Source organism: Aeromicrobium sp. MLTX1 (assembly GCF_046452335.1).
Taxonomy (GTDB): Bacteria; Actinomycetota; Actinomycetes; order Propionibacteriales; family Nocardioidaceae; genus Aeromicrobium.
Genome location: NZ_JBKFDN010000001.1, coordinates 1615304 through 1631859, shown reverse-complemented (window position 1 = coordinate 1631859; position 16556 = coordinate 1615304). Strand labels below are relative to the sequence as shown.

The 16556-nt window shown below is 72.8% G+C and carries 14 protein-coding genes; 9 read left to right on the top strand and 5 right to left on the bottom strand.

Features of this window, described 5'->3' with window-relative positions; translation table 11 throughout:
* Positions 1-93 precede the first annotated feature (93 nt).
* Entirely contained in the window at positions 94-1407 is a 1314-nt protein-coding gene (locus ACK99Q_RS07790; protein ID WP_410185577.1) for a glycosyltransferase family 4 protein, read from the top strand.
* Positions 1408-1603: 196 nt separating this feature from the next.
* Positions 1604-3154, top strand: coding sequence for a DUF4082 domain-containing protein (locus ACK99Q_RS07785; protein WP_410185576.1), 1551 nt, complete (start codon positions 1604-1606; stop codon positions 3152-3154).
* Between the two features lie 37 nt (positions 3155-3191).
* On the opposite strand, the gene ACK99Q_RS07780 is transcribed toward ACK99Q_RS07785, so the two are convergent.
* Entirely contained in the window at positions 3192-3875 is a 684-nt protein-coding gene (locus ACK99Q_RS07780) for a hypothetical protein (protein WP_410185575.1), read from the bottom strand.
* A gap of 200 nt (positions 3876-4075) precedes the next feature.
* Between ACK99Q_RS07780 and ACK99Q_RS07775 the strand changes: the two genes are divergently transcribed.
* Positions 4076-4837 (top strand): hypothetical protein, encoded by a 762-nt coding sequence (locus ACK99Q_RS07775; protein WP_410185574.1) that lies wholly within the window; start codon positions 4076-4078, stop codon positions 4835-4837.
* Positions 4834-6255, top strand: a complete 1422-nt coding sequence (locus ACK99Q_RS07770; protein ID WP_410185573.1) for an O-antigen ligase family protein — start codon at positions 4834-4836, stop codon at positions 6253-6255. Before ACK99Q_RS07775 ends, ACK99Q_RS07770 begins: the two co-directional genes overlap by 4 nt.
* Here the strand turns inward: ACK99Q_RS07770 and ACK99Q_RS07765 are convergent.
* A complete protein-coding gene (locus ACK99Q_RS07765; RefSeq protein WP_410185572.1) occupies positions 6218-7474 on the bottom strand; it encodes a hypothetical protein in 1257 nt (418 codons plus the stop codon). The two genes, ACK99Q_RS07770 and ACK99Q_RS07765, sit on opposite strands and share 38 nt — an antisense overlap.
* A gap of 53 nt (positions 7475-7527) precedes the next feature.
* Here ACK99Q_RS07765 and ACK99Q_RS07760 point away from each other — a divergent pair, with 53 nt between their 5' ends.
* Entirely contained in the window at positions 7528-8811 is a 1284-nt protein-coding gene (locus tag ACK99Q_RS07760; RefSeq protein WP_410185571.1) for a glycosyltransferase family 4 protein, read from the top strand.
* Between the two features lies 1 nt (position 8812).
* Here the strand turns inward: ACK99Q_RS07760 and ACK99Q_RS07755 are convergent, their stop codons facing one another.
* A complete protein-coding gene (locus tag ACK99Q_RS07755; RefSeq protein WP_410185570.1) occupies positions 8813-10306 on the bottom strand; it encodes a lipopolysaccharide biosynthesis protein in 1494 nt (497 codons plus the stop codon).
* Between the two features lie 183 nt (positions 10307-10489).
* On the opposite strand from ACK99Q_RS07755, the gene ACK99Q_RS07750 reads away from it, so the two are divergent.
* From ACK99Q_RS07750 to ACK99Q_RS07735, 4 genes are read left to right on the top strand one after another with little or no spacing between them, the layout of a single operon-like run.
* A complete protein-coding gene (locus tag ACK99Q_RS07750) occupies positions 10490-11026 on the top strand; it encodes an acyltransferase (RefSeq protein ID WP_410185569.1) in 537 nt (178 codons plus the stop codon).
* Complete coding sequence (locus ACK99Q_RS07745) at positions 11023-11946, top strand: glycosyltransferase family 2 protein (protein ID WP_410185568.1); 924 nt, start codon at positions 11023-11025, stop codon at positions 11944-11946. The genes ACK99Q_RS07750 and ACK99Q_RS07745 overlap by 4 nt, the downstream gene beginning before the upstream one ends.
* On the top strand, positions 11943-12800 hold the full coding sequence (locus ACK99Q_RS07740) for a glycosyltransferase (protein ID WP_410185567.1): 858 nt from the start codon (positions 11943-11945) through the stop codon (positions 12798-12800). The genes ACK99Q_RS07745 and ACK99Q_RS07740 overlap by 4 nt, the downstream gene beginning before the upstream one ends.
* The gene (locus ACK99Q_RS07735; protein ID WP_410185566.1) at positions 12800-14230 is read left to right on the top strand and encodes a DUF4082 domain-containing protein; all 1431 of its coding nucleotides are present in this window, start codon (positions 12800-12802) and stop codon (positions 14228-14230) included. The genes ACK99Q_RS07740 and ACK99Q_RS07735 overlap by 1 nt, the downstream gene beginning before the upstream one ends.
* 22 nt (positions 14231-14252) lie before the next feature.
* On the opposite strand, the gene ACK99Q_RS07730 is transcribed toward ACK99Q_RS07735, so the two are convergent.
* Together ACK99Q_RS07730 and ACK99Q_RS07725 are read right to left on the bottom strand one after the other, a co-directional pair.
* A complete protein-coding gene (locus tag ACK99Q_RS07730; protein WP_410185565.1) occupies positions 14253-15311 on the bottom strand; it encodes a glycosyltransferase family A protein in 1059 nt (352 codons plus the stop codon).
* A 10-nt stretch (positions 15312-15321) separates the two neighbouring features.
* Positions 15322-16551: a lipase family protein gene (locus tag ACK99Q_RS07725; protein ID WP_410185564.1), complete on the bottom strand. Its 1230-nt coding sequence runs from the start codon at positions 16549-16551 to the stop codon at positions 15322-15324.
* Positions 16552-16556 lie beyond the last annotated feature (5 nt).

Here is a 16556-nt window from a genome sequence, read left to right as displayed (position 1 = left end):
CCGGCGCGGGGCCTCCGGTACCGCCTCGGAGCGGGCCCGACGACCGCCGCGGTTTCCCCACGACGGGGTCCCGGACTCCCTAGGCTGGTGCCCATGTCGCACGCGTCCGCGCCCCGGCCTCACGTCCTCGTGATCGTCCAGAACCTGCCCGTCCCGCTGGACCGCCGGGTGTGGCTGGAGTGCCGGGCGCTGATCGCCGCCGGCTTCGACGTCAGCGTGATCTGCCCGAAGGGCCCGGGCGACCCGTCCGCGGAGACCCTCGACGGCGTCCGCATCCACAAGTACCGGCCGGCGCCGCAGGCCTCGGGCGCGCTGGGCTACCTCGTCGAGTTCGTCTACTCGTGGCTGCGCACCGCGCGGCTGTCGCTCAAGGTGTGGCGCGAGCGCCCCTTCCAGGCGATCCAAGCCTGCAACCCGCCGGACACGTACTGGGCGCTGGCGCGGCTGTGGCGGCGTCGCGGCGTGACCTTCGTCTTCGACCAGCACGACCTCAACCCCGAGCTGTTCCTCTCGCGCTTCGGCGAGCCGACCTCCCTCATGGGCCGCCTCCAGCTGGGCTTCCTGCGCTGGCTCGAGCGCCGCACGTACGCCACGGCCACCCACGTCATCTCCACGAACGAGTCGTACAAGCGGATCGCGATCGAGCGCGGGGGGTTCGATCCCGCCGACGTCACCGTCGTGCGCAGCGGCCCCGACACCTCCACGATGCGCCCGATCCACCTGCCCGAGGACGCCGACCGGACCCGGCACACCCTGGCGTACCTGGGGATCATGGGCCCGCAGGACGGCGTCGAGACCGTCCTCGACGTGATGGACGAGCTCGTGCACCGCCGCGGCCGCACCGACGTCGACGCCGTCCTCATGGGCTTCGGCGACTGCTACGAGGACCTGCGCCGGCGCAGCACCGAGCTGGGGCTCGACGACGTCGTGACGTTCACCGGCCGGGTCGGTCCGCCCGAGATCGCGCGCCAGCTCAGCGCCGCCAGCGTGGGCCTGTGTCCCGACCTCAAGACGCCCCTCAACGACGTCTCCACGATGAACAAGACGATGGAGTACATGGCGTACGCGCTGCCCACCGTCTCGTTCGACCTCGTGGAGACCCGCGTCTCGGCAGGTGAGACCTGTCTGTTCGTGGAATCGGGCGATCTGGGCGCCTTCGCCGATGCCGTCGAGCGACTGCTCGACGACCCCGAACTGCGCGTCAGGCTGGCCCGAGAGGCCCGCGATCGGGTCGCGACCCACTTGGACTGGAAACCACAGTCGGAGGCTTACGTCGGAGTCTGGGAGGCCCTACTGGGTAGCACGCACCATACCGGACCCGTCAGAACGAACTATGTGGACTTGGTCACACGGGAGGAGTTGGAGCGCTTCGTGCTCTCGCGCGGCCCGATCCCTCCTGCATCCTGAAGCACTCGGGTAACACGGAACGGCCCGTTCTCCCCGTCATTCCGCTTGCATCGCCGTGTCGCACCATGCAAGGGTTGGCGCGACCAAGCCCCTATTCACAAGGCTTAACTTCATGCCGTTGACCCATCGTTCCCCCAGAAAGCACCGCAGGATCTCGGCCAAGCGGAACCTCACCCTCTCGCGACGCAGTCTCGTCATGGCACTGCTCGCCGTCACCCTCACCACCCCAGCCCTCTTCGCAGCGACGGAGCGCACGTCCGCGGCGGAGCAGACCCAGAGTCTGCTGCCCGACGACCTGCGCCCACGCGCCCTGGGCGACTCCCGACCGTGGGAGGTCGGACTCAAGTTCCAGGTCACCAGCCCGGCGTACGCCGAGGCGATCCAGGTGTACCGCAACCACACGCTCAACGCGGGCACGATCGCGACGCTCTGGTCGTCCACCGGCCGCGCCCTGTCGACCGTGACGTTCGAGCCGTCGAGCCAGACGGGCCTCGACACCGTGCAGCTGGACTCCCCCGTGCAGCTCGAGCCGGGCGACGACTACATCGTGTCGTACTCCGCGCCCCAGGGCCGCCAGCCCCAGGACCAGCGCCAGTTCACCCGGTCGATCAGCAACGGCGTCCTGAAGGCCGAGCCCAACGCCGGCGTCTACAGCGGCCGGCTCGGCAACTTCCCGACCCGCACCTACCGGGCCTCGAACTACCACGTCGACGTGGTGGTCTCGACCGGCGGCGAGGGGCCGACCACGCCCCCGCCGACCACGAGCCCCACCTCGGGCCCGACCACGGCACCCACGAGCCAGCCCACCACGGCACCGACCACGGCTCCCACGACCGGCCCCACCACGGAGCCGACGAGCGAGCCGACCACGACGTCGCCCACGACGAGCCCCACCACGGAGCCGACGACGGCGCCGACCACGGCACCCGGTGGCGCCAACTTCCCGACCCGCGCCTCCACCGGCACGCCGTCGGGCTGGTCGCCGCGGACCACCGTGAACGGTGACTACAACGTCACCACCGCGGGCGCCGTGGTGCAGGACCTGCGCATCGTGAACGGCAACCTGAACATCCGGGCCAACAACGTCACGGTCCGTCGGGTCGAGATCAGCAGCGGTCAGGTCAACAACGTCTTCAGCCGCCAGTGCTCCAACGGCCTGGTCATCGAGGACACGACGATCCTGCGCGGCAGCACCGACATCGGCCAGCCCGCGATCCAGTTCGGCGGCTACACCGCTCGCCGGGTCAAGATCGACGGTCCGTCCGAGGGCCTGCGCGTCGGCGGCAAGGACTACGGCTGCGGCGAGGTCCGCGTCGAGGACACGTTCGTCAACGTCAACGCCTACGCGGGCTGCGAGCGCGCCGGGAGCGGCATCGACTGGCACGGCGACGCCCTGCAGGGCTACAACGGCCCGAAGGTCACCGTGCGCAACTCGGTGCTCAAGCTGAACCCGACGCCGTACTGCATCGGCAACTCGGCGTTCTTCTACCCGACCCAGGGCAACACCAGCGCCGACATCGACAAGGTGCTGGTGTCCGGAGGCGGCTTCGTCTTCCGGCTCGACACCCCCGGCACCGTCCGGAACCTCAAGGTCGTCGACGACTCCTGGTACTACGGGCCGAGCCACAACCAGTCCTGCAGCGGCGGGATCACGTGGGGCGCGGGCAACGAGTACGTGAGCTACAACGAGGGCACCGGCGCCTGGGCGTCCAAGCGTCCGCTCTCGTGCCTGGGCTTCCGGGGCTGACCCGAAGCAGGACCGACCGCGCCCGCCGCGCCGAGCCTCAGCTGCTGCTGACGAGCTCGCGCTCGGCGGGCGCGGTCGTCTGCGGGCTGCGCCGGCGCTGGGCGCGGCGCTCGAGGGCGGCCACGATCGTCAGCGTGATGCCGCCGCCGATCGCGAGGGTCATGATCTTGGCGAACATCGGCTGCCCGCCGAGGCGGTAGACGGCCGGGGACTCCGGCGACGGGGCGATCGTGACCCGCTCGTTGGCCGCGACGTCCTGCTCGTCCTGCAGCTCCCTGAGCTCCGCGTCGATCTCGGCCAGGGCCGCGCGGTGGCGCTCACGGGCGGTGTCGGGATCGGGCGCCGCGACCTCGATGTAGAGGGCGCGCGTGTCGTAGTAGGGCGCCCACTGGACCCCGTTGTCGGGCAGCGTGATGAGCACGCCGTCGCGCACGCCGCGACCCACCATGGTGGCCGCCGACGACGCCGTCTTGGGCAGCGCCTCCATGCCGTTGATCCGCTTGCCCACGATGCCGGCGACCGTGATGAGGTCGGCGGCGTTGACGCGCAGCTTGTTGGGGTAGACCTGGCTGGCCGGCGCGACGAACACGGCCTGGCCGCGCAGGTAGTAGACGTCCTGGCGCGCCTCGACGGCCGCGATCGCGACGTAGGTGACCATCAGTCCCAGGAACACGACGTACCAGCGGCGAGCCGCCGCCACCAGCACGTCCCAGAAGACCACGTCACTCCTCGTCCGCGGCCCGACCGTCCGCGTGTCCGCCCAGTCTGACACGGGGCACGGCCCGAACCGCCCGGAACGACGGCCTCCGTCCCCCGGATGAGAAAGCGCCCCACGTGACGCATGCCTCGTTACGATGGGGGGACGACGGCCGGCACGGGGTCTTCGTGCGGCAGTCGGGGAACGAGACCGTTGGGGAATCCATGCTGGTAGAAGTCGTCAGGACGGTGCTGAGGCGCTGGTACGTCGTCGTGGCGGGCCTGCTCCTCACCGGAGTGCTGGGCTACGTCGCGTACACGTCCACTCCGCCCGTCTACGAGGCCAGCGGCACGGTGCTGCTGCTCCCGCCCGAGGACCAGGTCAGCGGCGAGGGCATCGAGAACCCGTTCCTGCAGCTGAACAACCTCGACGTCCCGACGTCGCTCGTGGTCGCGCGCCTCAACGGCGACGAGGTCCGCGAGCAGATCGTCGCCGAGCAGCCGAACGCGCTCTACGAGGTCTCCACCGACCCGACGATGCGCGGCCCGGTCGTGCTGGTGCAGGTCTCGGCCCAGTCCGCCAAGGCCACGATCGACACCCTCGAGCTGGTCCTGGCCGCGGCTCCGCAGGCCCTGGCCGATCTCCAGCGCCAGCAGGACGTGCCGAAGGGCGACTCCATCACCTCGATGCAGCTGGCCGCCGACCTCGACGCCACCCCGGTCACCCGGGCCACGACGCGCGCCCTCGTCGCGGCCGTGGCCGTGGGCCTGGCGATCACCGCCGGCGCCACGGCCGGCATCGACGCGCTGGCCCGTCGCCTCGGTGCGGCCAAGCGCCGCCGCGAGGCCGAGGCCGCCGCGGAGGCCGAGACCGAGCAGGAGGGCACCGAGCCCACCGCGTCCGACGACGCGGCCGAGCCCGCCCGGGAGTGGGAGCCCGAGGACGAGCGCCCCGCCGAGACCACGCGGAGCCTCACCCCGCCATGAGCTCGACCGTCCGGACCCCCGCGCGGATGGACTCGGTCACGTGGCTGCTGCTCTACCTGACCATCCTCTACGCGATCCCGTCCCGGCTGGTCGTCCCCGCGCTCGGCAGCGCCGGCTCGCCCTCGATGCTCGTCGGCCTCGTGAGCCTGGGCGGCTGGGCGCTCTACCAGGTGGGCCGCACCACCAGCCAGAGCAACCCGCGCGAGGTGCTGCCCGTGCGCCGGGCCCTCTTCGGCTTCGTCGGCTGTGTCGCGATCACCTACGTCGTCGCGATGTCGCGGCCGATCGACTTCGACGAGATCAGTCCCGTGAACGTGGCGATGGCCGTGACGCTGTCGTGGTCGGGCACGCTGCTGGTGGCCCACGACGGCATCTCGACGATGGAGCGGGCCCGGACGCTGGCCACGGCGCTGGCCTGGGCCGGCGGGCTGATGGCGTTCCTCGGACTCATGCAGGTCGTCACGAGCGACCCGATCATCAACCGCATCTCGATCCCCGGCCTGTCGGCCGCCGAGTTCCAGATCTTCACCCGCGGCGAGACGATCCGCCCGTCGGGCACGGCCACGCACCCCATCGAGTACGGCGTGATCATGGCGATGCTGCTGCCGTTCACGCTGCATGCGGCGTTCCACACCACGCACGACCGCCGGCTGCTGCAGTGGGTCCCCACGCTCATGGTGGGCGTGACGATCGCGCTGACGTTCTCGCGATCGGCGTACGTGAGCGCCGCGGTGGCCGCCGCCGTGCTGGTGATCGGCTGGCCGCGCCAGCGGCGGCGACTGTTCCTGGCCGGCGCGCTGGCGATGGCCGTGGTGCTGTTCGCCGCCGTGCCCCGGCTGTTCGGCACGATCCAGTCGCTGTTCCGCAACGTCGGCACCGACCCCAGCATCACCTCGCGCACCGACAGCTACGAGATCGCGTGGGCGTTCATCACGCAGTCCCCGGCGTTCGGGCGCGGCCTCGGCTCGTTCCTGCCGAAGTACCGCATCTTCGACAACCAGTACCTGCTGCTGATGGTCAGCATCGGACTCGTGGGCACCGCGGCGTTCCTGCTGCTCGCGCTCGCGGGGCTGTGGGTCTCCCTGCGCGTGCGCCTGCTCGCCGAGGACGAGGACACCCGCGACCTCGGATTGTCCCTGCTCGCCGCGATCGCCGCCGGCGCCACGGGCATGGCGCTGTTCGACTCCTTCGCGTTCCCGATGACCATGGGCACGTACTTCCTGCTGCTGGGCATGGCGGGAGCGGTCCACCGCATCGTCGTGCTCGAGCCACGCCGTCCCGACCCCTCGCTGGTGCCCACCGGCTCCACCGTCCCGCACCCGTTCCGCGTGGTGCGACGCGCCGTCGGGCGTCGGCTGCGCCGGCGCTGGGCGCGCCAGGTCAGAGCATCGCGTCCAGGACCGCCACCGGGTCCGTGAAGATCAGGTCGAGCGCCGCGTCCACGGTCGCGGCGTCGAACACGTCACCGCGGAAGGACACGGCCAGCCGGAACCGACCGGCGTCCGACGTGCTGATGAAGCCGATCGCGTTGGGGGCGATGCCCTCGGTGCCGGGCACGGCCCGTCGCTCGGCCGGCGGCGCCGTCCACGGCATCTGCTCGTAGAGCCTCAGCCGGCCGGGATTGCTCAGCGAGACCCGGGCCCGGACGGGACGAGCCACGGTGTCGGCCGCGGTCGGGACCTGGGGCGGACGCCGACGCGCGCGCAGCAGCCGGATCGCGACGGACGCCAGCGGACGCCCGGACCGCAGCAGCGCATCGAGCCGCTCGCCGAGCATCCGGGGCTCGAAGCCGTCCGACCACACCGGGACGGACACACCCGTGATGAAGTTGCCGCCCGTGGCCACGCCCTCCGGCAGGTAGCGACGGAGGTCCACGACGAGGTCGCCCTGGGGCTCGACCGGGATGCCGGCCTGCTCGACCGCCGCGGAGGTCAGCAGCAGCAGCGTCGAGCTCAGCCCGAGGCCGCGCGCCGCGCCCCACTCCCGCACGCCGGCCATCTGCGCGGCGTCGCAGTTGCGGTGCCGGCGCAGGCCCAGACCTCCGGGGTCGACCAGCGGGACGCGGTCGTCCTCGCGCGGCACGTCTCCCGACGTGACCGGGCCGTCCTGCCGGTCGCGCACGAGATCGAGGACCCGTCGCGGATGCCGCCCGAAGGTGTGCCACAGCGCCGTCGAGACGGGACGATCCGTCACGCCGTCGAACAGTGCGGGCACGGGCGCACCGCCAGCCATGGCGACCAGGACGGCGGGCAGCGCCGCCGCCAGCGGGGCGTCGAACAGCACGTGGTCGAACACGGCGGCGAGCTCGTCGCCCTTGACGGCGAACTGCAGCGGCAGGTCCGGGACGAGGTGGGCCAGCAGCCACTCCTGCGCCGACTCGGGCGCCTCCTGCGGCACCTCGCGGACGATCTCCTCGACGCGGTCGGCGATCGCGGGGCCGCGATACCGCCAGTGGTCCGCGTCGGCCCGCTCGAACCCCACGCGGGTCTCGGGGCCGTGGTCGGCCAGCCGCACGAACGCGTCGCGCAGCGCCTCGACCGAGGGGAGGTCGAGGGGGCTGAAGGTCTGATGGATGATCGACCCGCCCAGGAGCCGGTCGATCCCGGCGATCGGCACGAGCCGTGAACCGTCTGCCATGACACGAGCGTAGTGCCGGATTCGCCCGCCCGAGGGCGTCTCGCGGATACGATGTGGCGACCGTCCCCGAGGCCGAGGTGAGCGCTGCGATGACCGACCGCCCCGATCCCGGCGCGCCCGTCCCCGAGTCGCGTCGGCTGCGCCTCCTGCTGGTCGTCTCCACCGCGCACCCCGAGTCCGTCGGCGAGGCCTGGATCGCGTATCAGTGGATCCACCGGCTCGCGGAGCGCCACGACGTCACCGTGCTCTGCTACCGCCAGCGTGCCGGGCTGCCGCTCACCGGGACCGTGCCGCACGCGCGCGTCGTCGAGTGGACCGAGCCCCCGCTGATCGGCCGGCACGAGCGCTTCAAGGCGATGCTGAACCCGGGCTACTACCCGTTCGCGTGGCAGGCGCGGCGCTGGATCCGGCGGGCCCTCGCGCGGGGCGAGCGGTTCGACCTCGCCCACCAGCTCACCCCTGTCTCGCTGCGGTTCGCCTCGCCGCTGGCCCGCTCGGGCGTCCCGTACGTGATCGGTCCCGTCGGCGGCAGCCTCGACTCGCCGCCGGCGTTCGCCGACGAGGAGGGCGGCGCGCCGTGGTTCACGGGCCTGCGCCGGCTCGACGCGTTCCGGCTCCGCCACAGCCGTGGCCTGCGGGCCACGTTCGCGAACGCCGCGCTCGTGGTGGGCATCGCCGACTACGTCCGCGAGCAGCTGGGCGACATCCATCTGCGCGCGTTCACCACGATGAGCGACACCGGCATCGAGGAGCTGCCGGCCCCCGCGCCAGGGAGCGACCGCACGCAGGGCGTGCGCCTGCTGTTCGTCGGCCGCGTCATCCGCACCAAGGGCGTGCGCGACGCCGTGCGGGCCCTCGCGCTGCTGCCTCGCGGCACCGCGACGTTCGACGTCGTGGGCGACGGCTACGACCGCGCGGCCTGCGAGGCGCTCGCCGCCGAGCTGGGCGTGGCAGACCTCGTCCGGTTCCACGGCCGGGTCCCCCACGAGCAGGTGGACTCCTTCTACGAGCAGGCCGACGTGTTCGTGTTCCCCAGCTACCGCGAGGCCGGCGGCATCGTCGTCATCGAGGCGCTCTCGCACGGCCTGCCCGTCGTCGCGTGCGACCGCGGCGGACCGTCGAGCACCGTCACCGACGCGTGCGGCATCCGGGTGCCCGTGACTGATCCCGAGCAGCTGGCCCGCGACCTGGCCGACGCCCTCGGCCGGCTGTGCGCCGACCCCGCGCTGCGCGCTCGGCTCGCCGAGGGAGCCCGGCGGCAGAGCGCGGAAGTCTCGCTGTGGGACCGCCGCGTCGAGCACGTGGAGGAGCTCTACGCGCAGGTCCTCGGGGACTGACTCAGGCGCTGCGGACCCGGCGGCCGAGCACGGCGCGGGCGGGCCCCGCGATCCGGCCGGGGAGCACCGAGAGCACGGTGGCGGTGGTCTGCGGGCGCAGCACCGCGAGGGCGAGCAGGTACGTGACGCCGACGGCCACCCCACCGAGGAAGATCTCGACGACGAGCGGCAGCGGGTCGGCGAGGTACAGCACGCCCCAGCCGACCGCGCCCGCGATGACCGCGGTGGGCACGACGCCGACGAACGGCAGGATCACCTGCCACCGGGTCGCGCCGATGACGGGCGCGACCGGGATCGAGCGCAGCAGCGCCTCCACCGTGGCGATCGTGGCCCAGCCGATGACGACCGCCATCAGGCCGAACTGCACGAGGTACAGCGACACCAGCAGCGCCAGGCTGTAGATCGTGGCGATGAAGGCGAACCAGCGACCCGGGTGTCCGGTGCCCACCAGGAGCGCCTGGTCGACGGCCCAGCCGACGCCCGCGATCGCCATCACGGCCAGCGCCGGGACGACGTGGGCGCTCTCGGCCTTGTCCGCGCCGAACAGCAGCTGCACCACCTCGGGCGCGGCGACCGCGAGGAACACCATGAGCGGCGTGATGACCGCGTAGGCCACCGACGAGGCCCGCAGGTACGCCCCGCGCAGCCGGTCGACGGAGTCGCGGATCTTGGCGAACGCGGCCATCGAGACCGGCAGCAGCGCCGAGATCGACAGGTCCTGCGCGGTCTGGACCAGCCGCTGCGCGATCGAGAGGTAGCCCATCTCGCGCACGCCCAGCCCGGCCACGACGATCGCGGTCTCGGCCCACACGCGCAGCGCGTAGACCAGGCCGCTGCCCACGACGTGCAGGCCGAAGTCGACCATGACCTTGAAGCGTGCGAAGGAGAAGCCCGGGTGCGGTCGCCAGCGCGCGACGATCCACACCGACACGAGCACGATCAGCTGGCCGCACAGGACCTGCAGGACGAGCGCCCAGGCGCCGCCGCCGGTGAGCGCGACCGCGATCGCGACGATCTGGGCGATCAGGGCGGCGTTGGCCTCGAGGAGGGCGAGCTTGCGGAACTCCATCGCCCGGCGCAGCAGGGCCACCGGGACCGAGCCGAGGGCGACGGCCAGCACGGACAGGCCCATGACCTGCAGCAGCGGCGCGGCCTCGGGCACGCCCAGCGCCGAGCCGATGAACGGCGCCGCCACGGCGATCGCTCCGGCCAGCAGCAGGCCCGAGCCGAGCGAGAACCAGAACGCCGTGGCCAGGGTGCGCTCGTCGACGTCGTCGGCCTGGACGAGGTACGCGGAGAAGCCCGCGTCGGCGAGCACGTAGATCAGCGGCAGCAGCGTGGTGGCCGTGGCCGCGACGCCGAAGTCCTCCGGGGACAGGATCCGGGTCAGGATGATGATCGTCAGGAAGCCGCCGAGGCGCGTGACCCACCGCTGCGCGGTCATCCACAGCACGCTGATCGAGGTGTGGCGTGCGAGGCCCGTGTCGTCGCTCATGCTCACCCCATCACCCTCGTGGGTCGGACGCCGGGGAGGCCGCAGCTCAGGTCCCGGGCGTCTGCCGCAAACCGCCGAAAGGCACCGGCCGACCGCTTTACACTGTACTGCGCAGCACTGCTCCCAGTGGGCGAATCCGCCAGACCGGCCACCGTGCGTGGACGACGTCGAGAGGACCGATTCATGAGCGACGGTCGACAGGCTTCGAGCGCGGCCCGCCGCGTCCTGCGGCCCCGCACGTGGCGACGCTGGGCCCGCCTGGCGAACTTCGCCGGCTACGACGGCGCGGAGCTCGACGACGCCACGATCGGCCCGGGCGTGCGCCTCTCCCCCACCGTCTCGGTGCGCAACGGCAGTCGCGTCACGATCGGCGCGGGCTCCCACATCGGCCAGGGCAGCTGCCTGTGGGCCGGCGACTCGAGCGGCCGCATCACGCTCGGCGACCACGCGCTGCTGGGCCCCGACGTGTTCATCACGGCCTCGAACTACGACTTCGACGCCGGCCCCGGACCGGTCATGGACCTGCCCAAGCGCGAGGCCGACGTCGTGATCGGCGCGAACACGTGGCTGGGCACCCGCGTCGTGGTGCTGCCCGGCGTCACGATCGGCGACGGCACGATCGTCGCGGCGGGCGCCGTGGTCACCCGCGACCTGCCGCCCGACTCGGTGGCGGCCGGCGTGCCGGCCACCGTCGTCCGCCGACGCGGTGCGACCTCATGACGACCGAGCTCGCGATCGTCATGGTCACGTACAACAGCGCCGACTGGGTGGGGCGCTGCCTCGACTCCCTGCCCGCGGCCCTCGGCGACCTCGAGGCCGAGGTCGTCGTGGTCGACAACGCCTCGGCCGACGACAGCGCGAAGGTCGTGGCGCGCCACGCGCCCGACGCGCGGCTGCTGCACAACGACGTCAACGTGGGCTTCGCCCGCGCGGTCAACCAGGGCGCCGCGGCCAGCGCGGCGCCGTGGGTGCTGCTGCTCAACCCCGACATGGAGGCGCGTCCGGGCTCGCTCGCCGAGCTGGTCGCGTTCGCGCACCGCCACCCCGGCCACGGCATGTACGGCGGCCGCACCCTGACCACCGAGGGCGAGCTGGAGCCGTCCTCCTGCTGGGGCCTGCCCAGCCTGTGGAGCACGTTCTGCTTCGCCTCGGGCCTGTCCACCGTCTTCCGCCACTCGCGGGTGTTCGACCCCGAGGCCATCGGCGGCTGGCAGCGCGACTCCGTGCGCGAGGTCGGCATGATCACGGGCTGCCTGCTGCTCGTCGAGCGCGAGCTGTGGAACCGGCTCGGCGGCTTCGACGAGCGCTACTTCGTCTACGGCGAGGACGCCGACCTCAGCGCCCGGGCCCGGGCGCTCGGCGCGCGTCCCGTCATCGACCCCGCGGTCGAGGTCGTCCACGCGATCGGCACCTCCTCCCCCGGCACCGCCGGCAGCAAGCCGCTGCTGCTGGCCGGCAAGATCACCTACGCCCGCACGCACCACGGCCGGCTGGGACCGCTCGGCGTCTGGCTGCTGCGCGCCGGCGTCGGCCTGCGCGCGCTCGGCGCCCGCCTCACGGGCAGGGGCGCGAAGTGGCTCGCCACCTGGCAGCGCCGCGCCGAGTGGTGGGACGGCTTCCCCGAGGGCAGCGGACGATGAGCGGCGCGGCCCGGGCCAGCATCGTCATCCCCGCCCACGACGAGGAGCGCGTCATCGGGCGCACGCTGACCGCCGCGCTCGCCGGCACCGCGCCGCACGAGTACGAGACCGTCGTGGTCTGCAACGGCACCACCGACGCCACGGCGGAGATCGCCGCGGCGTTCGACGGCGTCCGGGTGGTCGAGATCGCGACGCCCTCGAAGACCGCCGCGCTCAACGCCGGTGACGCCGCCGTGTCGGCGTTCCCGCGGGTCTACCTCGACGCCGACGTCGTGCTCGGCCCCGGCGCGCTGGACGCCGTGGTCGCGGCGCTCGAGTCGGGCCACCCGGCCGCGGCCCCGCGCCCCGTCTTCGACACGACGGGCCTGTCCCTGTCCTGCCGCGCGTACTACGCGATCCGCTCGCGGCTCGGGTACGTCAATCACCACGTCGTCGGGGCCGGCGTCTACGCCGTGTCGGCCGAGGGCCGCAAGCGGTTCGGCGCCTTCCCCGACGTCATCGCCGACGACGGCTGGGTCTACGCCCACTTCGACCACGCCGAGCGCGTCAACCCGCCCGGCGCCACGTTCACCGTGCACCCGCCCCGCACACTGCGGTCGCTCTACCGGCGCCAGGTCCGGATCGTCGCGGGCAACCAGCAGCTGGCCGCGCTCGGACACCGGGTCGAGGCGCCGCGTCCCACGTGGCGCGACGTCGTCCGCTCCGAGCCGCGCCTGCTGCCCGCCGCCGTCGTCTACGTCGCGGTCACCGTGACGGCCCGGGCGCACGCGCGCCTGCGTGCCCGCCGCGGCGACCATGGCTGGAACCGTGACGAGACCTCGCGCGGGGTCGTCGGCACCGAGGCGGGACGCTGATGCGCCGACTCGTCCTCATCGGTCTGGCGCTCGGCGTCGGTCTCGTCGCGCTCGCCGCTGCCGCGTTCTTCGTCCTCGACCCTTTCGACGACGGTGCGCCGTCGGGCGACGTCGTGTCGCTGTGGCCCGACGTCCCGCCCGCGCACGTCGACGTGGTGAGCGACGCGGACCCGGTCGAGCTCGGCACCGCCTTCACCAGCAAGGTCGAGGGCGACGTGGCCGGCGTGCGGTTCTGGTGGACTCCCCGCAACGAGGGTCCGCACACCGCCAGCCTCTGGTCTCCCGACGGGGAGCGCCTCGCCACCGTCGACTTCGAGCAGGCCGGCGGCCAGGAGGGCTGGCGCACCGCGTGGTTCGACGCGCCCGTCGAGATCTCCGAGGGCGAGAGGTACGTCGTGTCGTACCACGCGCCACGCGGCCACTTCGCCCAGACCGTGGGCTTCTCGGGCCAGTCGTACACCGGCGCCCTCGCGGTGGAGCCGGGCGAGAGCGGCGTCTACGCCGACGGCGAGAGCGCGTTCCCGACGAAGTCGTGGGAGTCCAGCCAGTACTGGGTCGACCCGCTCTTCGTGCCGCGCGGCGAGGTGCCCGAGGCGGACGCACCGGCCCTGCCCGAGATCGTCGACACCGACGACTTCCGTGCCGAGGGCTTCCCGACCTCGGCGGACACCGGCGTGCCGAAGGACTGGGAGCCGCAGCAGACCTTCACCGGCGACGTCGACATCGACGAGCCCGGAGCGGTGCTGGAGGACGTGCGGATCGTCAACGGCGTGCTCCACGTGCGCGCGCCCGACGTCACGATCCGGCGGGTCGAGTTCGTGGGCTCGCGCATCGACAACCTGCACGCGAACTCCTGCAACAACGACCTCGTGATCGAGGACTCGAGCTTCGTCCGCGGCGACACCGAGCTGTTCCAGCCCGCCGTCCAGTTCGGCGGCTACCGCGCCACACGCGTCAAGGTCATCGGCCTCTCCGAGGGACTGCGGGCCGGGGCACGCCAGAACGGATGCGGCCCGGTGGTCATCGAGGACTCCTACGTCAGCATCGCGCCCGCGGACGGGTGCCCCGACGTCGACTGGCACGGCGACGGCTTCCAGGCGCACGACGCCGAGCCCGTCACGATCCGCGACACCACGATCCTGCTCAACCACGACGAGGGGTGCCTGGGCAACGGCGCGATCTTTCACCCGAACGACGCCGGCAACGAGCGCCTCACGGTGGAGAGCGTGCTGGTCGCCGGTGGCGGGTTCCCGTTCCGGCTCGGCACCCCGGGCGAGGTCTCGGGCCTCAAGGTCGTCGCCGACTCGTGGGAGTACGGACCGACCACGATCACGTCGTGCGACGCCACGCGCTGGGGCGCCGGGAACGAGCTCGTGACGGTGTCGAAGGACGGCGCGGTCGCGAGCGTCGGCGCACTCAGCTGTCGGTGAGCACTCAGCCGTCGATGAGTACTCAGCTGTCTGTGAGAGACGTGTACGCGGCGCGCTCGGCGTCGGCGACCCGGCCGTAGAGCGCGGGCAGCTCGGCGGGATCGGCCGCCAGCACCTCGTCGAGCCGGGCGTGGGCCGCCCTCGCACCGGCGTACACCTGGCGGCCGTAGTCGTCGCGGCGCTTGAGAGCGTAGAGGAACAGCTTGTAGCGCAGGTACCGGCGCAGCCGGCGCCGAGCGAGCGAGCGCTCGGGCATCACCTTGGCGCAGATGTACACGTAGTTGAGGACGTGGAAGAAGCCGTAGTCGAAGCCGGCGGCCCGGGCGCCCGGGGCGACGCAGTGGAACACGAGCGAGCGCGGCGCCGCGGCGACGAGCGAGCCCGCCGCCAGCACGCGCAGGCCGATGTCGATGTCCTCGTGCGTGGCGTAGCCGACCCGCGAGCCGAGCGTGGCGTCGAACCGCACGGCCCGCAGCACGTCGGTGCGGAAGGTCATCCGGTAGCCGCCGATCGTGGGCACGAGCGGGTGGTCGAGCCCGTCGGCGACCGCCCCGGGGCGCAGGGCACGCGTGCGCTCGGCGCCGTAGAGCACGAAGGGAGCGGGTACCAGCAGCCGCTCGACGCGGTTGCGGACCGCCATCACGGCGGGCACGTTCGTCAGCCTCCGGGTGGGCGCGATGGGCACGTCGACGCCGGGCGGCGCGAAGGCCACGGGGGTCGCCGAGACGGCGCCGTAGCGTGCGTTGCGGTCCTGCTCGTAGACGCCCATGAGGTGCTCGGCCGTGTCGCGGAACCACAGCGAGTCGTCATCCGGGTACATCGTGACCGGCTCCTCGACGAGGTCGAGACCCTGGTTGCGCTGCGCCGGCAGGTTGGCGTGGTCGCCGTAGCGGACGATGACGGGGATGTCGGTGTCGCGCGCGACCGACTCGCAGTAGGCGCGCACGGCCTCGTGGTCGTCGCTGCGGTCGACCACGACGATCCGGGCGGCCGGACGGGTCTGCGCCACGAAGAGCGGCAGGGAGATGCGCAGCATGTCGAGGCGGTTCCGCGTGGCCACCACGATCGCGTAGTCGAGCATCGCGTCGAGCCTATCCGCGCCCGGCCGTGCCACGGACGCATTGGGTCGGGCCCGGCTCGCCCGCGAGGCGGGCGTCGGTCCAGGCGAACAGGTCGGGGTACAGCGGCGAGTCCTCCAGCACGAGCCCGAGGTGGTCGCGTCCCTCGACGGTCAGGTACTCCATGACCTGGTCGCGCGTGCACGCCCGGGTGGCGAACTCCATCTGTCGCTCGGCCGGGATCACCGTGTCGGCCGAGCCCTGCGCCAGGAGCAGGGGCGCCGGCACCGGGAGCTCGGGCTCGTTCTCCTCGAGCCTGCGGCCCATCGCGCCGTCGGCGAAGTACCGGTCGAAGATCGCGCCGTCCTGGAACGACATCACCTCCGCCGCGAGATCGGCGTAGGCCTGGGGGTCGGGCAGGCACTCGGCGGCCAGCTCACGGCCGAAGGACTCGGCCTCGTCGCTCGCGTAGTCGCCCCAGCTGACGTCCTCGTACGCCGCGTCGTAGGACGCCATCGTGTAGGCGGCGAAGATGCGGTCCTGCGCCGGCAGCCGGTCGAACGTCTCGCGCAGGAACGTGGCCGGGGCGAGGGCGGCGACGCCGGCCAGCTCGAGCTCGGGCGCGTAGGTCGGCTGGAGCCCTCCGGCCCAGAGGGCGGCGTGCCCACCCTGGGAGAACCCCCAGACGGCGGTCTGCGGCGACGTGCTCAACCCCTCGATCTTCCGCGCGGCCCGCGCGGCGTCGAGCATCGTGCGACCGGCGCCCTCGCCGATCAGGTAGGGCTGCTCGCCGTCGGCGCCCACGCCCGGGAAGTCGGGCGCGACGAGGACCCACCCGCGCCGCAGCACCTCGTCGCCGACGTACATCGATCCCGCGGCCATGGGGTCCTGCTGCAGGCTCGGCGAGCAGTCGCGGGCGAATCCCGACGTCCCGTGCCCCCACACCAGGACGGGGAGGTCGGTCAGCGTGGAGTCCTCCGGGGCGTACACGGCCGCCGTCGCCTCGAGGGGCTCACCGTCGCGGTCGGTCGTCGTGTAGAGAATCCGCCAGGCCCGGCTGCCCGCGAGCGGCGACTCCGCGACCGGCTCGACCTCGAGCACCGTCCCGGGCTCCTGCGGCAGGGGTCCGTCGGTGCGCTGGGGCGCGTCCGGGTCGTCGCGCAGGGACCACAGGCCCACGACGGCGATCGTGCCCACGAGCGTGAGCAGGAGGAGGACCAGCAGGACGGTGCGCCGCGAGGGGCGCGAGCGCGGGGTGCTCACGCTTT

Excerpts from the sequence above, each read along its gene's own strand:
- ACK99Q_RS07790 (WP_410185577.1), top strand. The coding sequence starts at position 94 with ATGTCGCACGCGTCCGCGCCCCGGCCTCACGTCCTCGTGATCGTCCAG.
- ACK99Q_RS07785 (WP_410185576.1), top strand. The coding sequence starts at position 1,604 with ATGGCACTGCTCGCCGTCACCCTCACCACCCCAGCCCTCTTCGCAGCG.
- ACK99Q_RS07775 (WP_410185574.1), top strand. The coding sequence starts at position 4,076 with ATGCTGGTAGAAGTCGTCAGGACGGTGCTGAGGCGCTGGTACGTCGTC.
- ACK99Q_RS07770 (WP_410185573.1), top strand. The coding sequence starts at position 4,834 with ATGAGCTCGACCGTCCGGACCCCCGCGCGGATGGACTCGGTCACGTGG.
- ACK99Q_RS07765 (WP_410185572.1), bottom strand. The coding sequence starts at position 7,474 with ATGGCAGACGGTTCACGGCTCGTGCCGATCGCCGGGATCGACCGGCTC.
- ACK99Q_RS07755 (WP_410185570.1), bottom strand. The coding sequence starts at position 10,306 with ATGAGCGACGACACGGGCCTCGCACGCCACACCTCGATCAGCGTGCTG.
- ACK99Q_RS07750 (WP_410185569.1), top strand. The coding sequence starts at position 10,490 with ATGAGCGACGGTCGACAGGCTTCGAGCGCGGCCCGCCGCGTCCTGCGG.
- ACK99Q_RS07745 (WP_410185568.1), top strand. The coding sequence starts at position 11,023 with ATGACGACCGAGCTCGCGATCGTCATGGTCACGTACAACAGCGCCGAC.
- ACK99Q_RS07740 (WP_410185567.1), top strand. The coding sequence starts at position 11,943 with ATGAGCGGCGCGGCCCGGGCCAGCATCGTCATCCCCGCCCACGACGAG.
- ACK99Q_RS07735 (WP_410185566.1), top strand. The coding sequence starts at position 12,800 with ATGCGCCGACTCGTCCTCATCGGTCTGGCGCTCGGCGTCGGTCTCGTC.
- ACK99Q_RS07730 (WP_410185565.1), bottom strand. The coding sequence starts at position 15,311 with ATGCTCGACTACGCGATCGTGGTGGCCACGCGGAACCGCCTCGACATG.